The following is a 23891-nucleotide window of genomic DNA, read 5'->3' on the forward strand; positions in this document are numbered from 1 at the left end:
GCGGGTTGGCCGAGAACAAGAAGGGGTGCAGCAGTCAAGGAAGCAGCGGCTCGAATATTCATGTATCCGCGCACCTATCAACTCTGGATCCAGAGGCTCCAGTATCCCGAGATGCGCGACCTGCGTCAACAGTTCTTGCTATCCGAGCGAGCATTGAAGCGATTTTATGCCGATCGGTGGTGTTCTTTTCGGTACGTAGGCCCGGTTTCAGTCTGTTGCTTGACGTGAAGTGCCAACTAGCGCATTCTAGTAGAAGCCACTGGCCTTACCAGTGGTGGCTAATAAACCCAAAGGAGTGAACCGAACAGTGGGCCTTTTCAACCCCCCTTACCCCAATGGACTTCCTATTGCCGGAGAATGGGTTACCGACGGCGTCGGTACGTCCACCATTTCGTTTCCCTACGACGGTTCTGAGGTGGCGCAAGCTCCGGTCGGCACAACCGACCACGCGAGAAAGGCACTTGATGCCGGCCTCAATGCTCAGCCGGTGGTTGCAGCACTGCCTGCAGCTACCCGCCGTCAGTTGCTGCTGGATGTCGGTCATGCCCTTGAGGAGCGCCGCTCCGAATTCGAGCAGCTCTTGGTTACCGAGACGGGCAAGCCGCTTGTAGATTGCCGAACGGAAGTAAGCCGAACCCTTTTCACCTGGGCCGCGGCCGCCGAGGCCATTTCTGCCCTTCATGGGGAAACGGTCCCGCTCGACATCCAGGCCGGCGGCGAAGGAATGTTCGGATACTGGACACGCAAGCCCATTGGGCTGGTCATCGGTATTGCCGGATTCAACTATCCTCTGCTACTGGCTACCCACAAGATCGCACCTAGCATCGCCGCTGGATGCGCTGTGATCTGCAAGCCGGCACCCAATACACCCCTGTCGACCTTATGGTTGGTCCACCTGATTCGTCAGTCCGCCCAGGACCTGAATGTAACTGTGGACATTGTTCAGATGATCACCGGCGGCCCGGAAGTCGGCAGCATCCTTACCAGCGATCCCCGGATCGGTGCCGTCAGTTTTACCGGTTCTGCAGCTGTCGGACACCAGATTGCGCGGGATTGCGCCCCGCGCAAGGTACTACTCGAGCTGGGATCCAATGCAGCGCTGATTGTGGCACCGGATGCTGATCTGGACGCAGCAGCCGACGCCGTAATCCGGGGCGGCTTCTACGGCAACGGGCAGGCATGCATATCAATCCAACGAATCGTTGCCGATGAAAGTATCATCGCTGATTTTTCCAAACGGGTAGTGGATCGAATGGAAGAGCTTGTAGTTGGTGACCCCAGGAATGAACGAACTCGGGTAGCCAAACTCATCAATGAAGACTCAACCCGGCGGGTCACAGAATGGATTGATGAAGCCGTCAGCAACGGCGCCGAGATCGCCTTCGGAGGCGGTACCAAGGACGGGCTTCTCGAACCCACGGTTCTCGTCGACGTCCCCTCCGGCGTGAAGGCTTGGGATGAGGAAATCTTCGGGCCAGTTGTGTGCATTCGCTCCGCGCCCGACTTTGATGCAGCCATAGACCTCGTCAACAAATCCCGCTACGGGTTGCAAGCGAGCGTTTTCACAGCCTCACTTGCAAGGGCCCACCGGGCAATAGACGGGCTCGACGTGGGCGGGGTGATCGTCAATGAAGTCCCCGGCTACCGGAATGACACGATGCCCTATGGCGGAGTCAAGGACTCAGGAACAGGACGCGAAGGACCCCGCTTCGCGATGGAAGAACTGACCGTAACCCGCATGGCCGTTATTCGCCCTGACAGGAGAATCACAAAGTGAACTACAGCAAGATTTTTCGGCTTGACGGCCGCAAGTCCTTCGTCCTGGGAGCTGGAAGCGGCATCGGCCGTGAATCCTCCCTTGCTTTGGCCGCCCATGGCGCCCACGTTATCTGCGCCGATCGAGACCTAGAGGCGGCTAAGCACACAGCAAAGTTGATCGCGAACGAAGGGGGGCACGCCGAAGCGTACGAACTCGATGTGCTCGATACCGAGGCCGTTTTCGCTGCCGCAGCCGATCACTCGGATGTGGAAACACTGCTCTTCACAGCGGCAACAAACGTCCGCAAGAGGCTCCTCGACTACACCTCAGAGGAGTACGAACGCGTCGTAAACCTCAACGTCCGGTCCAGTTTTGATCTTATCCGCGCCTTTGGCGCCAACATGGTTCACCAGCAGAAGGGGAGTATCATCGGATTCTCTTCAGTGCGCCACTTGGTGGTCGAACCAGGACAGGGTGTATATGCCGCCACTAAGGCAGCAACGGTGCAGCTGCTACGAACAGCGGCTGCAGAGTTCGGCTCGGCCGGCGTACGGGCAAATGCTGTAGCGCCCGGATGTGTTGAAACGCCTCTGACCGATTCCATCAAGGCAAACCCTGAGTGGTACAACGCTTATGCCACGAAGGGGGCGCTGGGTCGTTGGTCTCGGCCGAGCGAACTAACGGGCGCAGTCGTTTACTTGGCTTCTGACGCGGCAAGCTACGTGACGGGAACGGTACTGTATGTTGACGGCGGGTGGACAGCAGTGGACGGCCGGTTTGATCCCCCAATTTCATAGGGCCGAAGCCCCCAGTCCGTGAGATCTGGAACCAAGATGGAAAGAATGGAAGGTGCGGAAGCGTGAACATCGAGCCATCGCAGCCCGGCCGCGCATATCAGGTGATCGCCGGCCGCGTAGAGAGCGCTATCCTGTCAGGCGAGTTGAAACCCGGAGACCGTCTCCCCAGCGAGCGGGAGCTAGTGGAGCAATACGGCGTCAGCCGCCCAACGGTCAGGGAAGCACTCCGGTTGCTTGAAAGCAACCACCTGGTCAAATCGCGGCTGGGCGACCGCCGCGGGCCCGTCGTTCTTCCGGCCAGTTCCCACTCCTTACAAAAATCATTGACGAGGCTAACTTCCGGAGACATTGTCCGGTTTGCTTCTTTGCTGCAATTCCGCATGATCATCGAGAGCGCTGCAGTTGTGCTCGCCGCCACTAATCGAAGCGAGTCGGAGATCCTTGAGCTCGAACGCGCCAACGCGCGCATGCGGGCGAGCATTGAGTTAGGTTATGAGGATTTCAGCGCGGCTGACTTCGATTTTCACCGCATCGTCGCGCGTGCAAGCGGCAACCCTTTGTTGGAGCTTTCCGGAGAGGCCGTCCGTGAATCCGTCCTTAGCCTCATCCAGCAACGCATCATCGATTCCGGGGATAGCCGGGGACAGATGTTGGCTTCTATCCGGCATCATGACGAATTACTGCACGCGATTCGGCAGCGTGATGGCCGCCTCGCATCGTGGCTCACCCGAGATGGCTTGTTTTGGTACTACTACGATTATGTGGAGGAAAAGGAGCGGCCCGGGCTTCGGGCTCTGGCCGATGAAGTTCGTCCGGCAGAGAACGCCGGCAACTAACACGCTGCCCTGTTTTCCCTTGCGTGACTCCTGTCAGGGGATATCGTGAGCCGCGGTATTCTCCTGTTCACTTGCTCAGTCCGCCCGTCAGGAATAGCGAGTGTCACCGTCAAAGACCCCTTCCTGCGGGCATGAGTTTGACGGGTACATCCCGCCCCTGAACCAGATAGTTGCCAGACCTGATTTCCACTGCTGCAGGGATCGCACCCACAGTGCTGAGGTGATGAAGGGAACAGGCGCGACCACTCTAAGGAAATTCCCGAAATGCAACAACACACATCACCTACTGAGGGGCACCTCACCGTTCACGAGAGTTCCTCTTCTCTCGCCGCCGCCGTAGCCCGACTTCGCGCTGCAGGTCGGTCGGTCGCGTTGGTTACGACCATGGGCGCCCTCCACAGCGGTCATCAGGAACTAATACGCCAGGCCGGCCGCGACGGCCAGACTTCCGTGGTGGTGTCGATCTTCGTCAATCCACTGCAGTTCGGACCTCAGGAAGACTTCGCCCGCTACCCCCGTGATCTGGAAGCTGACGTGGCAAAAAGCCGCGAGGCAGGCGCTGATCTCATTTTCGCACCCAGTGTTGACGAGATGTACCCGTCAGGTGGTGCAGGCGCCGTGACCATCGTCCCAGGGCCCCTCGGTGACGAGTTGGAAGGGAGAACCCGGCCGGGACATTTCGCAGGTGTTCTCACCGTTGTGGCCAAGTTCCTAAACATCGTAAGGCCAGACCGAATTTACTTCGGCGAGAAGGACTACCAGCAATTGGTCTTAGTCCGATCGATGTCTTCCGACCTTAATATGGGCGTAGAAGTGGTAGGCGTGCCCACTCGGCGTGACGCCGATGGGTTGGCCTTGTCCTCACGCAATCGCTACCTCACTACTGAGCAGCGCACCGCCGCCCTCACTCTTTCCCAAGCCCTCACAGCGGCAGCAGCAGCGTCAGGGAACGGACCCCGTGCTGCGCTGAAGGCCGCCGAGGAAGCATTGGCTGCGCAGCCAGAGGTAGTTCCTGACTACGTGGAACTACGAACGGCTGGTCTCGCTCTCTACAGCGGCGGTACGGATGCACGACTCCTTATCGCAGCAAGAGTCGGCACTACTCGCCTCATCGACAATGCTGATCTCAGATTCCCTGAGGCTTCACAGGCAGCGGGGGCTCTAAAAGGCCGAAGCTGAGTCGGAGGGCTTCTTAGCTCGTCCAACGTGAAGGACCTCCTTGCGTTGCTCAGAAGCGACTTTAAGTTCCTGCGGCAATGTGTCGATGAGCACCGCGACCATCAACTAATCGCAATGCACGACACCTCGCCGAGGCCTGCAGAACGACCCTGTACACCTATTGCAATTCTGATCCGCGCATTCAGGAGCAAATCCATGGACCTTCACCTGCAACCAGATTGGCACCGCGCTGTCGGGCAGCGTGTCGAAATTTGGAAGAGTGGGAAATTGGTTCGCAGAGGAACCGTCGAGGCGGTGACGCCAGACAATTCTCTTCTGTGGATGTCAGCGGAAGGCGTCTCCTCAAGGCAAATGGTTTTCCGTCATGACGGAAACCAGGTCTTCACGCACTTTCTTCCGTCGCTTTCGTCCGAAAACGACGACTAAAATTTTGAACAAGTCCTGCAAGGCAGCGTTCATGCCTGTTTCGGTGTTGTCCGGCAGCGCGAGCATAAGCCCCATTACTGGAGGTTTCCTATGAAGCGATTAATGTTCAAGTCCAAGATTCACCGGGCCACCGTCACGCACGCCGACCTGCACTATGTCGGCTCGGTCACCGTTGACCTGGATCTACTAGATGCTGCTGACATTCTCCCCGGTGAGCTGGTGGCTGTCGTGGACGTGACCAACGGCGCCCGCTTGGAGACTTACACCATCGCGGGTGAACGAGGCTCGGGCGTAATCGGCATTAACGGCGCGGCGGCGCACCTAATGCAGGAAGACGACATTGTCATCATAATTAGCTACGCCGAAATGACCACCAATGAGGCTAAAGCTTACGAGGCTCTGGTGGTTCACGTAGACCAAAGCAACCAGTTGATTCTGGTGGGCAGCGACCCTGCCGACGGACTCACACCAGGGCTTCTGCGTCCACCGCACGCGCTAAACAACGCCGCACTCTAAAAACAGGCCCTCGGAAGTTCGCATGGTTGTGAACAGCTTTGCCTGGAGCGGCTTTTTGTCAGGTTGGACGCCCCCAACCTGACAGTTGCGACGTGAAGGATGGAGCCTACGATTCCCCGGCCGGTTCGCGGTCGAACGGCTGTTGGCACTTGACATGCGGAGCAGCGCACCAGGTCCTCGCGGCCGTCGCTGTCCTGCTGGCCAGCATCAACATTTTCGGCGGTTTCGCCGTGACCCGTCGCATGCTCGCCATGTTCTCGGCCGGGAAGGCACGTTCATGAGCCGCGCCGCGCCGAAGCAGCAGAAATCATCTCGAGGAGCCTTACTTTGCCTGACGCCGTCTCTGGTCCGTTGACCGTGGAATCCATCGCGGGGGCGGCTTACGTCGTCGCGGCCCTGCTGTTCATCCTCAGCCTGGCCGGGTTGAGCAAGCACGAACGAGCCAAGGCCGGTGTCATCTACGGCATCACCGGCATGGTGATCGCGTTGGCTGCCACGGTCTGGCTGACCCTGCAAGGTTCCTGGGGAACAAACCACGGCCTGACCGGCCTGGCCCTGCTCGTCGCCGCGGTCCTGGTGGGCGGTGCTATCGGGCTCTGGCGCGCCCGGGTGGTAGAGATGACCGGCATGCCCGAGCTCATTGCGCTGCTGCACAGCTTCGTCGGCCTGGCCGCGGTGCTCGTTGGCTGGAACGGCCACCTTCATGCCCCGGACCTGACCGGAGCACTAAAGGACGTCCACCACGCCGAAGTGTTCATCGGCGTCTTCATCGGAGCGGTCACCTTCACCGGCTCCATCGTCGCGTTCCTGAAACTGTCGGCCCGGATGAAGTCCTCACCGCTGATGCTGCCCGGCAAAACGCCATCAACCTCGGCGCCCTCGCCGTGTTCGTTGCCTTGACCGTCTGGTACGTCAATGACTCCCAGCTCTGGCTCCTCGTCGTTGTTACGGTGCTTGCCCTCGGGCTGGGGTGGCACCTGGTGGCCTCAATCGGCGGCGGCGACATGCCCGTCGTCGTGTCCATGCTCAACAGCTACTCCGGCTGGGCCGCGGCCGCAGCAGGCTTCCTGCTGAACAATGACCTGCTCATCATCACCGGTGCACTGGTTGGTTCCTCCGGCGCTTACCTGTCCTACATCATGTGCAAGGCCATGAACCGGTCCTTTATCTCCGTGATCGCCGGCGGCTTCGGCATCGCCGCCCCGCCAGCAAAGGAGACACAGACCAGGACGAGCACCGTGAAATTACGGCCGAGGCAACAGCCGAAATGCTCGCCAACGCCTCGTCCGTAGTGATCACCCCCGGCTACGGCATGGCCGTCGCCCAGGCCCAATACCCCGTGGCCGAACTCGCACACCAATTGCGCGAACGGGGCGTGAACGTCAGGTTCGGAATCCACCCCGTCGCCGGACGCCTTCCTGGGCATATGAACGTCCTCCTTGCCGAAGCCAAGGTCCCCTACGACATCGTTCTGGAAATGGACGAAATCAATGACGACCTCGACAGCACCTCCGTGGTCCTGGTCATCGGCGCCAACGACACCGTCAACCCCGCCGCCGCAGAAGACCCAGGCAGCCCCATCGCCGGAATGCCGGTCCTCAAAGTATGGGAAGCCGAAAATGTCGTCGTGTTCAAACGCTCCATGGCCGCAGGCTACGCCGGAGTCCAAAACCCCCTCTTCTACCGCGACAACTCGCAGATGCTGTTCGGCGACGCCAAACAACGCGTCGAAGACATCCTGAAAGCCTTCTAACGAGAGCAGAGATCGTGAACCCACGCCGGGTTTTCCGAGTGGTACCCGGTCAGGAGGCATTGCCCGCGGGGCTGCCGCATTCGGTTTCCGCGCAGAGGAACTACCCAGCACCCCGACAAAGTGTCGACATCGACGAGGTTTGTGCATCCCCTTGGGTTGGTCTTCATTACCGCCATGAGTTTCTGCTCCACCACCGGCACGAGCTGCTAGTGAGCATTCGTGGGAGTGCGAAGCTCACGCGGAGGGGCGCGCGTGTGGGGTTTCTCAATGAAGACGGAATCTTCACCAGTGGGACGCCCGCGACGGCCCTGATGAGCCCGGTTGGAAGTCTGCGCAGGCCCCATGGGGAAGGACACAACGCGAACTGTAGGCGGACCGCCCACAGTTCTACTTGCCCTGCAGAAGAAAGTGTAGACATCCCCTCAGAAGTGGCAGAAGGGGATCCTTCGGGCAGGGCCAGCCACAAAGGGGTTCCGCAAACTTGATTCGTTTCAATAGTTATTGACACGCGACAATAGAGCTGCTTTTATGTAATTCCCATCACTTCCAGGAGTTCTCATGAGCAGCACGCCAATAATTGCCGGTTTCTACCCGGATCCTTCAATATGCCGGCGCGACAGCATGTACTACATCGCCAACTCCAGCTTCGAGTTTGCGCCAGGAGCTCCGATCCACGGCAGCTCTGACCTGACAACCTGGACGCCGATAACTAACGCACTCAGCAGGCAGAGTCAGCATAATGTTCGTATGGCTCCGCCCAGCACTGGTGTCTATGCCACGACCCTTCGCTATCACGGCAAGTTCTGGCTGGTAACCACGAACGTTCTCGAGTACGGACGGGGACAACTGCTTGTGTCGGCCGACGACCCTGAGGGCCCCTGGTCTGATCCCGTCTATGTCGAGGGAGCTGTAGGCATCGACCCGGATTTGTGTTGGGACGAGGACGGCCTCTGTCACCTGACGTGGGTGTCATCTGTTCCAGGCCTCCAAGGCATAGCGAGCGTACCTGTTGACCCCGAAACCGGAGTCATGCTGTCCGAAGCCAGACTTTTGTGGCAGGGTACTGGTCTGGCCCATCCTGAGGGTCCGCACCTTTACCGTATCAATGGATGGTGGTATCTACTGCTGGCCGAAGGCGGAACTGAGCGGGGACACGTCGCGACTATCGCGCGATCTCGAACCCTGGACGGTGCTTTTGAGCCCTCTCCAAGCAATCCCATCCTGACGCACCGCAGCACGAGTGACCCTGTGCAAAATACGGGGCACGCGGATTTGGTGGAATTGGAGGGTGACACCTGGGCGATGGTCTATCTGGGCGTCCGGCCGCGGGGCCGTAGCCCTATGTTCCATGTCAACGGCCGCGAAACGTTCCTCGCGGGGGTGGAGTGGATCGAGGGGTGGCCCGTTATTGATGAGGAGAGATTCACGCCAACGCCTCTTACGCACTCCTTCGTTGACAATTTCGACTCCCGGAAATTGGATCAGCGGTGGATTTCGCCGAACGTGCATCTGCAGGAGTTCATCTCAAGTCAGACGCCGGCCGGAATTAGGATCGATGCGCCTAAAGAAGGTGAACCTCAAGGCATGCTTCTGGCCAGGGCGCGCGATAGGGAGTGGATTGCAGAAGCGACCATCGACGTCAGTGCCGGTTCCTGCCGGTTCCTTCTCAGAATCGATAGTGCCCATTGGTACGGACTCGTGGTTAATGAAACGAGCGCCGAAGCCGTTGCAGCTATCGGCCCTTCCTTCGCCTCTCTGGGCCACTTGGCCGTAGAGGACAGCCGCAACGTCACTCTTCGGATTACGGTTCGTGAACCGAAAGAAAACCTGCTTTATCCAGCCCATGAACCGGACCTCGTTGAGCTTTCCATCCTGACGGCGGGCGGAGACGAGCAAGTCCTTGCCACGCTGGACGGACGTTACCTGTCAACGGAAGTAGCAGGTGGTTTCACTGGACGAACTTTCGGTATTGAGCCAACGGCTGGAGCGATTGTCGTCAGCGGAATTTCCTATCAGACTTTGGAGAACGCCGATGCCCGCGGGTGCGAGCGTGAACTTCAAGTATCCGGAGCCAATAGGCCTTAACCCCAAAGAGCTACGCCGGCGTTGTGGATCCAGTTGCGACTGCTCGGTGTGCTAAAAACCAGGCAACTCCTTGCCTCACAACATGCGAGCCACAAGGGGAAGTCGAAGAGAAGAGCACCGCCGGAAGAGAGGCCTTTTTCGCGCCTGCTCTTGCCCTGAGGCGCGCACCCCGGATGGGTGCCGCTGTTACAACGTGCCACGTAGGGCGCCCCGAACCAATGGGCCCGCTACGAACCTATTGACACGAGTCAATCACAATGTTCCTATAGTCCGGTGGCGGCAGTTGCCGCCCCCGAATTTGGATGTCAACGGAGCCGTCATGAAAGATCAATCAGAATCCACCAGCCACGTCGTTCCGGGCGCGTTACCCCAGAGCGTCACCGCCGAGGCCTTGGCAGAGCGCCCGGAAACCCGTGATTCGGTCGGAGAAGCGCCTGCTATCCCCAAGGTCGGGGCGTGGTTTACTACCGTTTTCGCGCTGACCTATTTCGGGTTTTTCCTTGTCCTGTTCATGCCTACATTGTTCAGCCTCGCGTACAAAGTGCAGCTGGTAGACCCCGGGACCAAAGAGTCGACTCTTGGTCTCATTATTGGCATCGGCGGCTTCATTAGCCTCGTGACAGGTCCAATTTTTGGTGTCCTGAGCGACGCCACCCGAACACGGTGGGGACGTCGCCGTCCCTACATCCTTGGGGGTTTTGCGCTCTCACTCGTAAGTGCCGTCATCATCGCGCTAGCACCAAACGTCTGGGTCATTATCGTCGGATGGATCATCGCCCAACTCGGCGGCGGCGCAATCAGCGCAGCCCTGAATCCTACCCTCGCCGAACGCGTGCCGGATTACCAGCGCGGCCGGCTGGGTTCCCTTAGCGGCGTGGCAGCATCAGTTGCCGGAGTCCTGGCAACTCTGGCGGGCAGCTTCCTGACGAGCAACCTGTTGCTCCTTTTCCTGGCGCCCGTGGCAGTGTTTGCCGTCGCGGCGGCACTGTGGCTGGTGACCGTGCCTGACGCCCCTGCCCCCAAGGAGGCCCGCATCGGTTCGCTGATGGACGTTTTCCGCCAGCTCGCCTTCAACCCTAAAAAGCACCAGGACTTTGCATGGGTTTGGGTGGGAAAGTTCGCACTCAATATCGGATTCTCCTTCTTCTCGACCTACCAGTTCTACTTCCTCTTGGACCGCATGGGCTTCACTCCTGAGACCGCAGGCCAGCAGATGGCAGCGGTCGGCGGCCTCAGCCTTCTCGGGACGCTCCTGTTCACCCTCGGCGGCGGCTACTTGTCTGATCGGTTGCGGCGCCGCAAGCCCTTTATCTACCTGTCCTCGGCAATGATCGCCGCTGGTTCCATCACGATTGCCATCTCCCCGGACTTCCTCACCTACATCGTTGGCGGTGTAGTGCTGTCAGCAGGTGTCGGAGCCTTCAACTCGGTAGACCTGGCACTCGCCGCAGACGTTGTTCCGAAGGGGAACGAGAACGGCAAATGGATGGGCATCTACTTCCTCTCGGGAAGCCTCGCCAGCACTGTAGGCCCCGTCATGGCACCCCTGGTCCTCGCCATCGGCGGTACGGGTGCTAACTACACCGCGCTGTTCATCGTTGGCGGCCTTTTCAGCCTCGGCGCTGCTATCACCGCTGCCCGGGTGCGTGGGGCGAGATAACAACCCATCGAGGCGCGGACGTCGGTCCGCGCCTCCTTCAATGACCATTCCCGGCACCGAGGACAAACGTTTCTTACTGGGCCACCTAAACACACAGCCAAGCAGGAGAAAGGCTCTTGATGACTAGCATCGTTACGGAACCTCCCGGTACCGACCGCGACGAACAAGGCGACGCAAAAATACGCGAATGGCACGGGACCTTTGTCGGCCCGGCGAAAGCCTCGGACGCTGATGATCCCGCAGCTTACTTCCGGAGGGAATTCGAGCTTGCAGAACGTCCCAATCGCGCTACCTTACGTGTAACGGCACTCGGTATCGTGGTCCCGTACGTCAACGGAACAAGGGTGGGGGACGAAGTTCTCGCACCAGGGTGGACCTCGTATCGGCACCGCCTGGCTGTGAGCACCTACGACGTAACTTCGCTTGTTGTCCCGGGCGCCAACGCGTTCGGCGCCGTTGTCGGTGAGGGCTGGGCGGTAGGGGCTCTGACATGGGACAATCTGCGCCACAACTACTCGGACCGGCCGGCGCTCTTTGCTCAACTGGAACTTGAATATCCTGACCGGACGGAAGTCATAGCAACTGACGACAAATTCCGGGTGGGATCCGGAGGGGTTCGTGCAAACGGTATCTATGCGGGCGAGACTTACGACGCCCGAATGGAACCCGAGGGCTGGACACACGCCGGCTTCGAGGATGTCGAGTGGGCAGCGGTCGAGCTAGTCGACTGGCCCCTGTCCTCCCTGGTGGTTGCTGATTTCCCACCCATCAGGCGCATTGAAGAACTCGCACCTGTGGAACTCCGCGTCACCGACGCCGGGAAAACAGTCGTTGATTTTGGTCAGAACATCTCAGGATGGGTGCGAATCAAAGTCTCTGGCGAGGCCGGCACAGTGATCACGATCCGCCATGCTGAGGTCCTGACCCCGTCCGGAGAACTGGAGCGGGAGACGAACCGTACTGCTGAGGCGACCGATCGATACAGTCTTAGCGGTGAAGGCGAGGAAGTGTGGGAGCCGCAGTACACGTTCCACGGCTTTCGATATGCAGAGGTCGAAGGATGGCCCGGTGAGCTGGAGGCGGACGCACTTCAGGCCGTCGTTGTTCACAGCGACATGCCACGCACCGGCTGGTTCGAGACTTCCGACGAACTCGTTACCAAACTTCACCAAAATACGGTCTGGTCGATGCGCGACAATTTTGTTGGCGTCCCGACGGATTGCCCGCAAAGAGATGAACGAATGGGCTGGACCGGTGATCTGAACGCCTTTTCATCGACCGCAACCTACCTGTATGACGTGCGGGGGGTGCTGGGGTCTTGGCTCGCAGATCTGGCCGTCGAGCAGAAGGCAACCGGTGACGTTCCATGGACCGTACCTGACGTTATGACCAGCCCTTCGGCACCCACAGCCCTCTGGAGCGACGTAGCCGTGAGTCTTCCGTGGGAGCTATACCAGGAGTACGGCGACGCGGAAATCCTACGCAGCAGCTACGAATCGATGACCAGCCTCATCCGCCAGATCGGTTCGCTGCTGGACGAGCAGGGGCTATGGACTGCGGGTTTCCAGTTTGGCGACTGGCTGGATCCCGACGCACCTGCCACCAATGCGGCGGGAGGGAAGACAGATCGGTATCTGGTAGCTTCGGCCTACTTGGTGAAAACCACCAGAGAAATCACAGAAACTGCGGCAGTACTTGGCTATCGGCAGGACGAAGCCGAATTCCGTGCTTTGCACGAACGCGTCCTCAACGCATTCCGCCGCGAATACGTCACACCGGCCGGCCGTGTTGTCAATGAATCTGCAACCGCCTACGCCTTGGTCATCATGTTTGGCCTCCTCGACGAAGACCAAAAGCAGGTGGCCGGCAACCGCCTGGCAGAAATCGTCAAGAAGGCCAAGTACCGCATATCTACCGGTTTTGCGGGAACACCCCTCGTCACAGACGCCCTGAGCAGCACAGGACACCTGTCGGCCGCCTACCGGCTGCTGCTGGAAAAGGAATGCCCCTCATTCCTCTACCCGGTCACCATGGGTGCGACCACCATCTGGGAACGCTGGGACGCGATCCGTCCCGACGGTACTCTGAACTCGACCGGAATGACCTCCCTGAACCATTACGCGCTTGGTGCCGTGGCCAGTTGGCTGCACCGCGTCGTGGGTGGCCTGGAACGCCTGTCGCCCGGGTGGGAACACATCCGTGTTGCTCCGCAACCCGGAGGAGGACTGACATGGGCCAGAACAGCCCATGAAACCACGCGGGGCCGCGCCGAAGTCATGTGGCAGGTCGAATCCGATGTAGTGACGGTGGAAGCGCAAATACCGGCAGGTGCGACAGCAACAGTCATTCTTCCCCTGCATCCGGAAAATGCCGTGGAAGACGTAAGTTCGGGCAACCACAAATGGCAGTACCAGGCTGCTGAGCCGTACGGCCAGCGCCCGTCGTTCACTCTAGATTCACCGCTGATGAAAGTGGCCGAGAATCCGGAGGTCTGGGATGCCGTGCTTCGGGCAATCACCAAGCACCTTCCCCACTTCCCCGTTGAAACGACAGAGTTGGACTGCAGGCCAGAGTCCGTGAACACCATTCTCGAAAGTATGCCGGGAGCCCCAGCAGGTCTCAGGGGTGATCTTCAAGCGGCACTGGCAGGCTGAGTCATCAAAGCGGCCACCGCCGAACCATCACTGGTTCGACGGTGGCCGCTTCGGCGTTACGAAGATCATGAAGCCAAGCCTGGCTGTCACTGACTGCCTCCGATATCCGGTGCTCTGCGGTGGCGTTGGCGCAGGCCAGTGACGTAAGTGACCACTCTTTTCGCGCAATCCCTGCAGCCGAACTCTCGGGTCCAATCTTTTGCCAGCCAAGGAGGGACTTGTGCCGGGTCTCGTAAGCCGAAATATGAGAATCACCTTTGAGAACGCGGTCCTCCTCGAACTGCTATTCCAACATAGGAAGCAGGAAGCAGGAAGCAGGAAGCAAGAAGCCAGCGGCCCAACACATTGCCTGAAGATCCTGGCGACCGTTGCAGGGACAGACGCCTTAGCCGATGACCCTGTTGCGGTGGGCAACTTCGATTTCTCATGGAGTACCAACGCCTGCTCGCAGGCAGCAGCGGCTAAGGCAGATTGCCCGTGTTTTATTGCCTTGGCGGCGTTCGGGATGAAGAAGGGTTCGGGATGTCTCGACCGAGCAGTGGGAGGAGGACGCTCACAACAAAGCCGAAGCTGAAGGCTATTAGCCGCCGAGTGAGAAGGCAGCCTGAAAGCGCCCGCCTGCAGCTCCCAGGTTGCCACCTCTCGGTGACGTTCGAAAAGTGAGCCATTGTGACGGCGGCGGAGTTCAGCGAAATGGCTCACTTTTCGACCATCGCTGACACCATCACTGCCGAGGGGCCCGGTGTCGAGGCGAGCGTTTCATGGTCTTAGTCCCCGGACCGGCGCCACAAAACGACCGACCCCTTCGCAGGGAGAACGGTCCTCTCATGCCCTTATTAGCCGGTGACCGCCATCAGTTGCCAGTAGCGGCGGTCACTGGATGGTCGTCCCGCAGCGCTGCTTCCATGATCTGCGGGACCGGGATGACCTTCACGTAGCGCCGGTCAACCTTCTCAATCGCCTTGCGATGCAGGATGCCGTTGTGCTTAAGCCAGAGAATTCCGCGATCCGCGGTGACTGTATCTACGGTTCCCTGATCCACAAGCCGGTCTTTATCCCAAACCTCCGCCACCAGGCCTGCGAGGACGGTCCAGTCGTCAACTGGCTGCCAGCTTGAGTCCGACACCCTCACAAAACCGACTTCATTTGGCGCCCGATGAACGCGGTCGCAATACGGGATGACATCCGGGAGGCTGCGTCGAGTATTTTGGCATCCGTGCCGACCAGCACTCGGAAGCTGCCCCGCTCCAGGCCTTGGATGATCTTGGCCGCAGTTGCTTCGGGTGTGGTGGAAGGTGCTTTTCTGCCTTTGGGGTCGATCGCTTTGACCCCTGAATTTCCGCTGATGTCAGTGCTGATGTTTCCGGGGAAAACAGTCGTAACTGCAACAGCCGTGCCGCTCAATTCCTGGTAAAGACCCTCACTGAACTGCTTAACAGCAGCCTTTGTCGCTCCATAGAATGTTTGGCCGGCGAATGGGAGCAAGGCTGAGAGGCTGGATACGTTAAGGATGGCCGCTGCGGGACGACGCCGTAAGGCCGGCAGGAATGTCTTGCACATGTTCACGGTGCCCCAGAGATTTACGTTCATCACACGCTCAAAGTCTTCAAATGACAAGTCAGCCACAGGCACAAAGCGATGAATGATGCCCGCTACATTGATGAGCCCGTCGACGTGGCCGTGGAGGCTGGTGACGTCTTCGAGAAGCGCTGCGACGGCCTGACGGTCAGTCACGTTTACCACGTGGGTGCTTAGTGTGCCTGTTCTGGTTGCCAAGGCCTGTGTTCCTTCAAGCGCATCGGCGTTCAGGTCGACGGCGGCAACGGTTGCTCCCTTTCGGAGGAGCCCCAGCACTACTTGGCGGCCGATGCCGTTGCCGCCACCTGTCACTACGAACGTTTTGCCGCGAACCTGCATTTCAATGGCCTTTCTGTCGAAATGAATTAATGCTTTGGGTGCCCTGTCAGGACATTGGTCTCTGATACACGTCTCAGGGCCTGTGACCGGGGGCCGGACGTGTCGCCGGCGATTTCAGGGCGCGCCTGTCCGACGTTCCCCTTGCAGGGCGGGAGGTCAGTAGGTGTAGAGGGTGAACCTAGCAATTCCCGCTTCAGAGAGTCTGGTGGGGATGGCTCTGTCCGACATCGGAGGTGTGCCCACGAACGGGAAAGGAACCAGGGTCCCCGACGCAGTCTCATCACCGTTGATACGGCGGGTGACTATCAGTTCACCTGCCTCCAGCCGATACTCGGCTGCCGACAGGAAGGAAACTGAGGCTCCTTCGCCCGCAAAGGGCGTGACCCAAAAACCGCGACCGATGACGAAAGCCCCATCACCGTCCTCAATGACCAACCCGTAGGCAGGGTATGTGGGGGGTGCCGGGCTCCAGTCGGACTGGGTGTTAATCTGAAGCGCCGTTTGGCCGAACTGGAAAGAGGCTGACGGAGTCGCGTCGTTAAGCACGAAGCCTTGCATCCGGGCTTGAGGGTTCGTACGAATAATGGCAGCCGCCGCCGAGAGCAGGTAATAGGCGTCTTTGAGGCTCGCGCTGCTATCCGCGTCCGGGTCAATGTCGTCGACACCAAACGGGGATACCCCTAGTGCACGGTGGCCGCCGACTGCGGAGAACATTTGTGCGATGCCGACTATATCGGCTCGCAATTCGGGTATGAACAGCCGGCCTTTCCTGGCGGAGAATGCACTGAAGACAGGCTCGGCGTCATCTACGTACATATCAGGGGCAAGAAAATCCAGAGCTGGCGCCAGCGAATCCCAGATCGGGGCAACCGGGGCGACCGGTCCCCCACTCGGGTACTCACCGGGGCGCTTGCCGCCCGCGAGTGCGACTGGCCCGTCCAGGACGCTGTCGGCATCCAGCCAGGCATTTACGAACAATGGAACTCTGTGGTTTTGAGCTCCCGCGGAGGCGACAGCATCAACGTAGGAAGCATATGCAGTTGCCATGAAGGCCTCGTCCACGCGGTCTCCTTCACCGAACACCTCCTTCCAGGTGCCTTCGGTTCGGGATCCGTTTTCTTGCCAGTTTTGATGGACCGGAATGCCGGAATCAGCCGAGACGGCTTCGACCACTGCAGCGGGTACGCGCCCTTCAAAAGCCGCTTGCGCTGCTGGCGAGTAGTCCCGGGATGCTCCGAGGAGTCCGACTTCGTTCTCGACCTGGACCATCAGGACGGTGCCGTCATGGTCGGTGTCAGAGAGCCGCTGCATAAGCGCGGCAAAGGCCCGGGAGTCAGCGGCCTTCGCCTCGAACGAGAATGGGGAAACGTGCTCGATGCGGCGTCCGTCAGCCAGTTCAGCCCGGGGGAAGCGCCTCACGTCCTTCTTGACCCAGTGCGGTGCATAGGTAGAGGCGGCGTTCTTCCACGAACCAAACCACAGAGGAATCAGCCGCAGCTCGTATTCGTGCGCTGTGGCAATCATTGCGTCGATGAGGGTGTAGTCGAATTTGCCCTCTTCCGGTTCGAAAAGATCCCAGGCCACCGGGGCAAGTACGGTGTTGGCACCAAGAAGTTTAACGGTTGCGAAAGAACTCGCGATCGCTTCAAGGGTGCTTGAACTGGAGTTGTGCACTTCGGCGCCGACGATCAGGAACGGCTGGCCGTCAACTGCCAGGTAGGGGCCTGTCCACTGGTCTACGACGGTGTTTAGAATTTGATCCACGTTGGTTTCTTCCACTAATAGGCTCCATCGGCGAAGCCGAGCCTGATACGGATTTTTGGCGTTAGGTCCTACCTGAAGTGAGAACGGTCTTGGCCAGTGCGATTGGATGCCTGTTCGGGATCGCCCCTGATAACTTTCGACTGGGCTTTTCCATTCCTGGTTCTAGGGATTTCAGGCCGGGCGGCTGTCGCGCATCAAGTGCGCCAGGGTTTTCTCCGGTACCGGCATCCCGGAAATGTTGATGAACTGGGTCATGGTCATCGACGACAGCATGGCCAGGTGTTCGGCAGAGACTTCGGCCGAATTGAATCCGAGTGCTTCCATGACGCGGTTGCCCACTTGGGGGTGTTCAAACCATTCGCCCATGGGGGTGTCCATGGTGAGCTCGGTGACGATAACGTCGCCGGTCAGCGTGAGGCTCTCGTCATGCAGGATGGTGTGGGCATCAGTGCCAATTTGAATCCGGTATTCACCTGGGGCGACAACCCAGCGACCATATTGGATGTCCCAGTAGGCGAAGGCCCGTCGTGGAAGGTCGACTGTGACAGTCTTCGTTTCGCCGGGTTCAAGGTGCACCTTATCGAACCCCCGCAGTTCCCGTGCCGGACGTCGAACGGGGCTGGCTTGGGTTGCGACATAGACCTGAACCACGTGCTTGCCGGGCCGGTCTCCGATATTGCGTACATCGACGTTGACTGTGACGTCTTCGCTTGATGTCACTGTCACCCGGGGGGCTGACGTGGAAAAAGACGTGTACGAAAGGCCGTGACCGAACGGGTATCGGATAGCTGTGTCGAAGGTGGTGAAATAGCGGTAGCCGACCATTACACCTTCGCCGTACCGGACGTGCCCGCGTTCGCCCGGGAAGTTCAGGCTACTGGGGTGGTCCTGCAGCCGCAGCGGGATGCTTTCCGCCAGGTGCCCGGAAGGGTTTGTGCGGCCAAAGAGGATGTCCGCAATTGCGTGCCCTCCTCCCTGTCCCAGCAGGAAGCCTTCGAGGATGGCATGGACATCGTCATGCCACCCCTCCAGAGACACTACGCCGCCGTTTGATAGGACGACCACGGTACGGGGTGCGACGGCAGCTACCGCAGCGATCAACTCGGATTGGGTCGCGGGCAGATCGAGGTTTTCCCGGTCCATTCCCTCAGACTCAGACGCTTCGTCGAGGCCTGCAAAGATCACCGCGATATCGCAGCGGCGGGCCGTATCAAGGGCCTCCTGCCGCAGCGTCGCGTCTTCATCACCGCCGATCGCGAAACCCTGTGCATAAATCACCGTCACCTCCTGCTCTCCCGCGAGGGCACGTATAGCCCCGAGAGGCTGGTCCAGGTGGGTGGCATTGACATGCGCGCTGCCTCCGCCCTGGTAACGTAGCTTGGCAGCGAATTCGCCGATGACTGCGAGGCGGGTGCCGGCTTTCAGTGGCAGGGTTTGAGCCTCATTTTTGAGCAAGACCGCGCAGTCGGCTGCAAGCTCTCGAGCAATGCGATGTTGAGCGGTGTAGTCGATATCTGTCGTTGATTCGGGAACGTACTGGGTCAGTGCGGCAATCCTGGCGACGCTCTCGTCGAGCTCATGTTCGTCCAACTCGCCCGAGCGCACCGCTGTACGAAGATCGTGGTCATGCGCGGCGCTACCGCCTGGCATTTCGAGGTCCAATCCTGCCCGAAGGCTTGCCACCCGGTCCGTTACAGCGTTCCAGTCGGATACAACGACTCCGGAAAAGCCCCACTCATTACGAAGCACCTCGGTAAGCAGCCAGGGGTTTGCCGATGCAAACTGTCCGTTGACCTTGTTATAGGCCGCCATGACGGTCGCTGGTTGCGCCTCTGTGACAACCCGTTCGAAAGCCGGTAGATAGATCTCCCGAAGCGTTCGCTCATCAACGTCCGCGCTGATCGTCTGCCGGTTCGTCTCTTGGTTGTTCGCTGCAAAGTGCTTGACCGAGACTCCCGGGCCTTCGGACTGGAGGGCCTTAACGAAGGCGGAGCCCAGTACCCCGGTGAGGTGAGGATCCTCCGAATAGTATTCGAAGTTTCGTCCGCACAACGGGGATCGTTTTATGTTGATTCCCGGACCAAGGACAATGTGTACGCCTTGGGCGAGGGCCTCTTTCCCGATGGCGGAGCCCAAACGCGCCGCTATGCCCGGGTCCCAGCTGGAGCCGATCGCGACGCCGGGAGGGAAACACGTGGCTGGGTCGCTTTCGAACATTGCGAGGTGGTCGTGGCGTCCTGACTGGTGGCGCAACCCGTAGGTTCCATCGGCCAGGGTCACTGCAGGAAGGCCCAGTTCGTCGATGGGTTCGGTTTCCCAGAAATTCTGCCCGGACAGCAGGGAGGCCTTTCGGTCGGCAGGCATGCCGGCTATTTCAGTCATGGCACTGGTATCAACAGTGGCACCGGTCTGGGCTTGTGTTTGATCGGTCATTGACAGAGCTTTCAGAGGTCGAGGTTATGGGTTAGCTGGTGAGCGCGCCTGCGGCGAGGTCGGCAGATTCTTCCAAGGAACCGGTCACGATCGCTTCAACAACCAGATCGGCGGCACCCAAGGTTTGTGATTGGGCACTTACTGTGATGAGTCCTGGCTTTCCGGTGGGACGGATGACGGCCAAGGCCCGTCCGCGGAATGTCGTGCGGGTGTTGCCCGTGAAGGCCTCTTCGGAGGCGGGCTCTGCAGTTCCGAAACCAATGAGTTCTCCGGGCCCGGTAACGTCCAGAACCACCCGTTCATCCGCGAGCATCTCCACCACTCCACTGCCGTCGGTGATAGCAATGTCGGCGAAGAGAAGATCCGCACCGTCCGCGATGACCGTGCCGGCGCTGCTCGTGACGCGTAGTCCAAGTTCTCCACTGGCGCTTCTAAGCTCTGTGCGCGACACCTCGCAATTATTGCGGTACCCAATCGCGGTTAGATTCCCCGGTTCGTAGGGAACAGTGAATTTGGCAAGATATCCCCGCTTTCGCCCTGCACGTCTGCGGGCTATGCGCCGGCCGTTGAGGAACAAGGCGACGTGGTCATCTGCGGAGTACACTTCAACTTCTGCCTTGCGTCCTTCGCATCCTCGCCAGGACCAGCTTTCTACGGCGTCGGTAGTGCGCCATGCTGATCTCACCATGGCAACGCCACTGCGGTCTACGGGCCGTACGCCGATGGCAGGAGCGTCCAGGCGCCCCCATGCTGCCTGGGCGAGCCGCAGCGTGATGTCCGGTTGCCCGATAAGGTCGAACATTCCAGGACCTGCAACTAGGTATGGGAAGGGTTTAGCTAAGCCGGCGCGTTTTCCGGGCACCCACACGGCTACTCCGGCCTCCCCCAGATACTCCCAACCCGCCCAGACAAAGTCGCCGATGACCGCGGGGTTTTCCTCTACGAGGTGCCAGGCACGTGCAACATCGCCGGGCAGGGTTTCGGAACCAAGGATGACCCGCTCCGGGTACCGGCGCACGTCCCCTTTGTAGCGGCCCAGGCCATAGTTGTAACCAGCCACATCCACGGCCGCGAAAGCGTCTCGGGTAGCCCTGTCCGCACGGGGAAGCCGTGAGACCAGATCCATCATGCGGCCAATCTGGTTGATCATCACATTCGCCTCGGTAGACCCCGCCATGGAGGATTCGCCCTCAACCGGAGGTGAATCTTTATAGGGGGACTTATCCATGGACACCAGGGTGCTCAGGAAAAGGTTGGTAGCCAGTGTCACCGGCCGGTCATGATCAATGGAGTGGAGGTATTCCGTAATCTCGCGGGTAAGCGCCACGCCTTCGGCCGTGGCAGTCTCAGGGATCTCATTGCCGGCGGCGTACATGATCACGGAGGGGCGATTGCGGTCCTTCTCGACCATACGGTCCGCGTCCTCCCGCCAGGTTTCCCGAAAACGCCATGAGGCATCGTGCTTGGTTTTCGGAACTACCCAATAGTCGGCCAGCTCATCGAGCACATACATTCCCAGTTCGTCGCATGCATCCAGCAGGTGCCTGGACATGGGATTGTGTGCGCTGCGGATTGCATTGAAGCCTGCAGCCTTGAGCAGCCGGACGCGGCGGTACTCTGCTGCTCTGTGGGTTGCGGCTCCCAGGACCCCGTTGTCGTGATGGATGCACGCACCACGCAGCAGGACAGTTGTGCCGTTGATCCGCAGCCCGTAATGGGTGTCAACGGAAATTGTCCGCAGACCCACCATTTCGCGTCGTTCATCAACGACCGAGCCATCCAGTTCGAGGCGCGCGGCGAGTTCGTAGAGGTGCGGCGTTTCCGCCGACCAAACGTGCGGGTTGTCGATGCGCAGGACCACAGCACCGGTGCTCCCGCCAGCGGCACCGGCGGCAACGACTTTTCCTCCGCGCGAAAGCTCGATAGCCACCTGGGTCTCGCGCGCGTCGGCGTTCACCAGCCCGTACTTGACCTCCACAATTGCCGCTTCATTTGAGGTCGCTTTCGTCCGCAACTGCAGACCGTCCGCAGCGAAATGGACCGCTGGCCGAAAGACAAGTGACACGGCACGGTACAGGCCTGACCCCGGGTACCATCTGCTGGCAGGTTGGGCAGAGTTGTCGACGTCGACAAGGATCTCATTATCCTGGCCCCACAGAACATGATCGGTTATCGACAGTTCGAATTCCGTATAACCGCTTCTAAGCGTCCCGACAGGTGTGCCGTTCACCGAGACAGTGGAATCGCCCTGAACGCCCTCAAACCGCAACGCAAGGTTAGTCGCCGGGTCCACGCCGGCGCGCCAGGTTGTCCTGTAGGCGTACCGGCCGCCCGGATAGTAGGCAACTTCAGCGCCTCCTTCTGCATCAGCCCGGCGCTGTTCGTGAATCATGGCATCGTGAGGAAGCCGAACTAAGGACCAGCTGTCGGAGGCTCGGACGCAAAACTCCCAAACGTCCAGGTTCAACATCTCTGTAACACGCGACGCCAGGGTCATCTTTGTCCTTCCGGTTGCGGGGCACTGAAATTCCGCAGACTTGCTATTGATCCAGACCAGCGAAACACACCAATTGACGCGTGTCAATGGCCGTGTTTGGTATATTGACGCGCGTCAAAAGGGGCAGTACCCTCGCTATGAATAGGGGCAGTACCCTCGCTATGAATGACACAAAGGTCCGCGTTTTCCAGAACGCGTCAGTCACCGGATGCCAATGGAGCCATTATGACCACCAAGCTTCTTTCCCTGGTCCGAAGAACGGGCACCCCAGGGACCGTCGGCGGATCGCCGCTGATTCTCCGGATCCGCCCTCAGTAGCGGATGCCTTCCCTGTCTCGGAGTGCAGCAAGACGCATGCCTGCATACCTCGCGCTTCGGGCGAATACAGAACAGTCCTACCGGCAAGGAGCCAACCATGTCACGCAGTTTCCCCGACGGTTTCCTCTGGGGGGCAGCGACAGCTGCCCACCAGGTGGAAGGCAACAACATTAATAACGACTTCTGGAAGCTCGAACTCGACGCAGCCGAGCACGGTGTGGAATTCAGCGGTGACGCACTCGACAGCTATCACCGGTATGAAGAGGACATGCGACTCCTGGCTGGGGCGGGGTTCAACACTTACCGCTTCAGCCTTGAATGGTCCCGCATCGAACCCAGCCCAGGCAAGTTTTCCCAAGCCGAACTGGCCCACTACCGGCGGATGATCGAGGCGTGCCAGCGTCTCGGACTTCAACCCGTGGTGACCCTGCACCATTTCACACATCCCCTGTGGTTCGACGAGCAACGATGGTTGGCCGATGACGCCGTAGACCTCTTCACCCGCTATGTTGAGCAGGCCTGCACCATCCTTGAGGGCGTCGAGTGGGTATGCACCATCAATGAGCCAAACGTTGTTGCCATCAACCATGGCATGCAGCGCCGTCTGGCCGTCGCTGGCGAGGTGTATGACCCGGAAGAGAACTACCTCCCGGACCCGGAAATCGGCCGCGTACTAATCCGCGCACACCAGGCCGCGGCCAAGATCGTTCGCACCAGAACCACCGCCAAAGTCGGTTGGACGGTCGCGAACCAGGCTTTCACGGTGACGCCCGGGGCTGAGGACAAGCACACGGAGATCCAGTACATCTTCGAGGACATGTACTTGGAAGCGGCAAGGGGTGATGACTTCATCGGCGTTCAGTCATACACAAGTCAGCCTATCGACGCCGACGGAATCGTTCCCCACCCGCCGCACCCCGACAACACCATTGTGGGTTGGGCATATCGGCCGGATGCGCTTGGGATCGCGGTACGGCACACCCGTGAGGTCCTGCCGGATATACCCATCGTGATCACCGAAAATGGCATTGCCACAGCAGACGATGAACGCCGGATCGCCTACATCAATGACGCTCTGAACCACCTTCGGGACTGCATGGACGAGGGTGCGAACGTACTCGGATACATCCACTGGAGCCTGCTCGATAACTTCGAGTGGGGCCGCTGGGCGCCGACTTTTGGTCTCGTTGCAGTGAATCGGGAGACTTTCGAACGCATTCCCAAGCCGAGCCTTCATGTCCTGGGCGCCCTCGCGACGGCGAACGCACTGTGACCACCACAGCGAACAGAACCCTCA

General features: G+C 59.6%; 15 protein-coding genes and 2 pseudogenes. 11 read left to right on the forward strand and 6 right to left on the reverse strand.

Annotation, left to right across the window (positions count from 1 at the left end; all coding sequences use genetic code 11):
* Window positions 1-307: 307 nt before the first annotated feature.
* From AC6JA3_RS22095 to panC, 4 genes are all read left to right on the forward strand, one after another.
* Complete coding sequence (locus tag AC6JA3_RS22095; RefSeq protein WP_497920709.1) at window positions 308-1777, forward strand: aldehyde dehydrogenase family protein; 1470 nt, start codon at window positions 308-310, stop codon at window positions 1775-1777.
* Window positions 1774-2556: an SDR family NAD(P)-dependent oxidoreductase gene (locus AC6JA3_RS22100; RefSeq protein ID WP_497920710.1), complete on the forward strand. Its 783-nt coding sequence runs from the start codon at window positions 1774-1776 to the stop codon at window positions 2554-2556. Before AC6JA3_RS22095 ends, AC6JA3_RS22100 begins: the two co-directional genes overlap by 4 nt.
* 62 nt (window positions 2557-2618) lie before the next feature.
* Window positions 2619-3392 carry a FadR/GntR family transcriptional regulator gene (locus AC6JA3_RS22105; RefSeq protein WP_497920711.1) on the forward strand — a complete coding sequence of 258 codons (774 nt, stop codon included), beginning with the start codon at window positions 2619-2621 and terminating at the stop codon, window positions 3390-3392.
* A gap of 264 nt (window positions 3393-3656) precedes the next feature.
* On the forward strand, window positions 3657-4571 hold the full coding sequence (panC, locus tag AC6JA3_RS22110) for a pantoate--beta-alanine ligase (RefSeq protein ID WP_497920712.1): 915 nt from the start codon (window positions 3657-3659) through the stop codon (window positions 4569-4571).
* Between the two features lie 342 nt (window positions 4572-4913).
* On the opposite strand, the gene AC6JA3_RS22115 is transcribed toward panC, so the two are convergent.
* Complete coding sequence (locus AC6JA3_RS22115) at window positions 4914-5072, reverse strand: hypothetical protein (protein ID WP_497920713.1); 159 nt, start codon at window positions 5070-5072, stop codon at window positions 4914-4916.
* A gap of 15 nt (window positions 5073-5087) precedes the next feature.
* Between AC6JA3_RS22115 and panD the strand changes: the two genes are divergently transcribed.
* The 6 genes and pseudogenes from panD (at window position 5088) to AC6JA3_RS22145 (ending at window position 13665) form a co-directional block, all read left to right on the forward strand.
* Complete coding sequence (gene panD / locus AC6JA3_RS22120) at window positions 5088-5513, forward strand: aspartate 1-decarboxylase (protein WP_497920714.1); 426 nt, start codon at window positions 5088-5090, stop codon at window positions 5511-5513.
* A gap of 170 nt (window positions 5514-5683) precedes the next feature.
* A pseudogene (locus AC6JA3_RS22125) lies at window positions 5684-5794 on the forward strand (proton-translocating transhydrogenase family protein); the annotation flags it as partial.
* 70 nt (window positions 5795-5864) lie between these two features.
* A pseudogene (pntB, locus tag AC6JA3_RS22130) lies at window positions 5865-7266 on the forward strand (Re/Si-specific NAD(P)(+) transhydrogenase subunit beta).
* A 558-nt stretch (window positions 7267-7824) separates the two neighbouring features.
* Entirely contained in the window at window positions 7825-9351 is a 1527-nt protein-coding gene (locus AC6JA3_RS22135; protein ID WP_497920715.1) for a glycoside hydrolase family 43 protein, read from the forward strand.
* A 319-nt stretch (window positions 9352-9670) separates the two neighbouring features.
* Window positions 9671-11011 (forward strand): MFS transporter, encoded by a 1341-nt coding sequence (locus AC6JA3_RS22140; RefSeq protein WP_497920716.1) that lies wholly within the window; start codon window positions 9671-9673, stop codon window positions 11009-11011.
* A 119-nt stretch (window positions 11012-11130) separates the two neighbouring features.
* Window positions 11131-13665, forward strand: coding sequence for a glycoside hydrolase family 78 protein (locus AC6JA3_RS22145; RefSeq protein WP_497920717.1), 2535 nt, complete (start codon window positions 11131-11133; stop codon window positions 13663-13665).
* An 853-nt stretch (window positions 13666-14518) separates the two neighbouring features.
* Here the strand turns inward: AC6JA3_RS22145 and AC6JA3_RS22150 are convergent.
* The 5 genes from AC6JA3_RS22150 to AC6JA3_RS22170 form a co-directional block, all read right to left on the reverse strand.
* Window positions 14519-14791, reverse strand: a complete 273-nt coding sequence (locus tag AC6JA3_RS22150; protein WP_497920718.1) for a hypothetical protein — start codon at window positions 14789-14791, stop codon at window positions 14519-14521.
* A gap of 2 nt (window positions 14792-14793) precedes the next feature.
* Window positions 14794-15582, reverse strand: a complete 789-nt coding sequence (locus AC6JA3_RS22155; RefSeq protein ID WP_497920719.1) for an SDR family NAD(P)-dependent oxidoreductase — start codon at window positions 15580-15582, stop codon at window positions 14794-14796.
* 156 nt (window positions 15583-15738) lie between these two features.
* On the reverse strand, window positions 15739-17346 hold the full coding sequence (locus AC6JA3_RS22160) for a GH35 family beta-galactosidase (protein WP_497920720.1): 1608 nt from the start codon (window positions 17344-17346) through the stop codon (window positions 15739-15741).
* Between the two features lie 171 nt (window positions 17347-17517).
* Window positions 17518-19779: a glycoside hydrolase family 3 C-terminal domain-containing protein gene (locus tag AC6JA3_RS22165; RefSeq protein WP_497920721.1), complete on the reverse strand. Its 2262-nt coding sequence runs from the start codon at window positions 19777-19779 to the stop codon at window positions 17518-17520.
* Between the two features lie 31 nt (window positions 19780-19810).
* Window positions 19811-22171: a glycoside hydrolase family 2 TIM barrel-domain containing protein gene (locus AC6JA3_RS22170; RefSeq protein WP_497920722.1), complete on the reverse strand. Its 2361-nt coding sequence runs from the start codon at window positions 22169-22171 to the stop codon at window positions 19811-19813.
* Between the two features lie 520 nt (window positions 22172-22691).
* Here AC6JA3_RS22170 and AC6JA3_RS22175 point away from each other — a divergent pair.
* Window positions 22692-23867 (forward strand): family 1 glycosylhydrolase, encoded by a 1176-nt coding sequence (locus tag AC6JA3_RS22175; RefSeq protein WP_497920723.1) that lies wholly within the window; start codon window positions 22692-22694, stop codon window positions 23865-23867.
* Window positions 23868-23891: the final 24 nt, after the last annotated feature.

The sequence above is a fragment of the Arthrobacter sp. TmtSoilC79 genome (assembly GCF_059739405.1).

What these genes read in the sequence shown, in the direction of transcription:
- panC (WP_497920712.1), top strand. Translation starts at nt 3,657, where the DNA reads ATGCAACAACACACATCACCTACTGAGGGGCACCTCACCGTTCACGAG.
- AC6JA3_RS22115 (WP_497920713.1), bottom strand. Translation starts at nt 5,072, where the DNA reads ATGGGGCTTATGCTCGCGCTGCCGGACAACACCGAAACAGGCATGAAC.
- panD (WP_497920714.1), top strand. Translation starts at nt 5,088, where the DNA reads ATGAAGCGATTAATGTTCAAGTCCAAGATTCACCGGGCCACCGTCACG.
- AC6JA3_RS22135 (WP_497920715.1), top strand. Translation starts at nt 7,825, where the DNA reads ATGAGCAGCACGCCAATAATTGCCGGTTTCTACCCGGATCCTTCAATA.
- AC6JA3_RS22140 (WP_497920716.1), top strand. Translation starts at nt 9,671, where the DNA reads ATGAAAGATCAATCAGAATCCACCAGCCACGTCGTTCCGGGCGCGTTA.
- AC6JA3_RS22145 (WP_497920717.1), top strand. Translation starts at nt 11,131, where the DNA reads ATGACTAGCATCGTTACGGAACCTCCCGGTACCGACCGCGACGAACAA.
- AC6JA3_RS22155 (WP_497920719.1), bottom strand. Translation starts at nt 15,582, where the DNA reads ATGCAGGTTCGCGGCAAAACGTTCGTAGTGACAGGTGGCGGCAACGGC.
- AC6JA3_RS22165 (WP_497920721.1), bottom strand. Translation starts at nt 19,779, where the DNA reads ATGACCGATCAAACACAAGCCCAGACCGGTGCCACTGTTGATACCAGT.
- AC6JA3_RS22170 (WP_497920722.1), bottom strand. Translation starts at nt 22,171, where the DNA reads ATGATTCACGAACAGCGCCGGGCTGATGCAGAAGGAGGCGCTGAAGTT.
- AC6JA3_RS22175 (WP_497920723.1), top strand. Translation starts at nt 22,692, where the DNA reads ATGTCACGCAGTTTCCCCGACGGTTTCCTCTGGGGGGCAGCGACAGCT.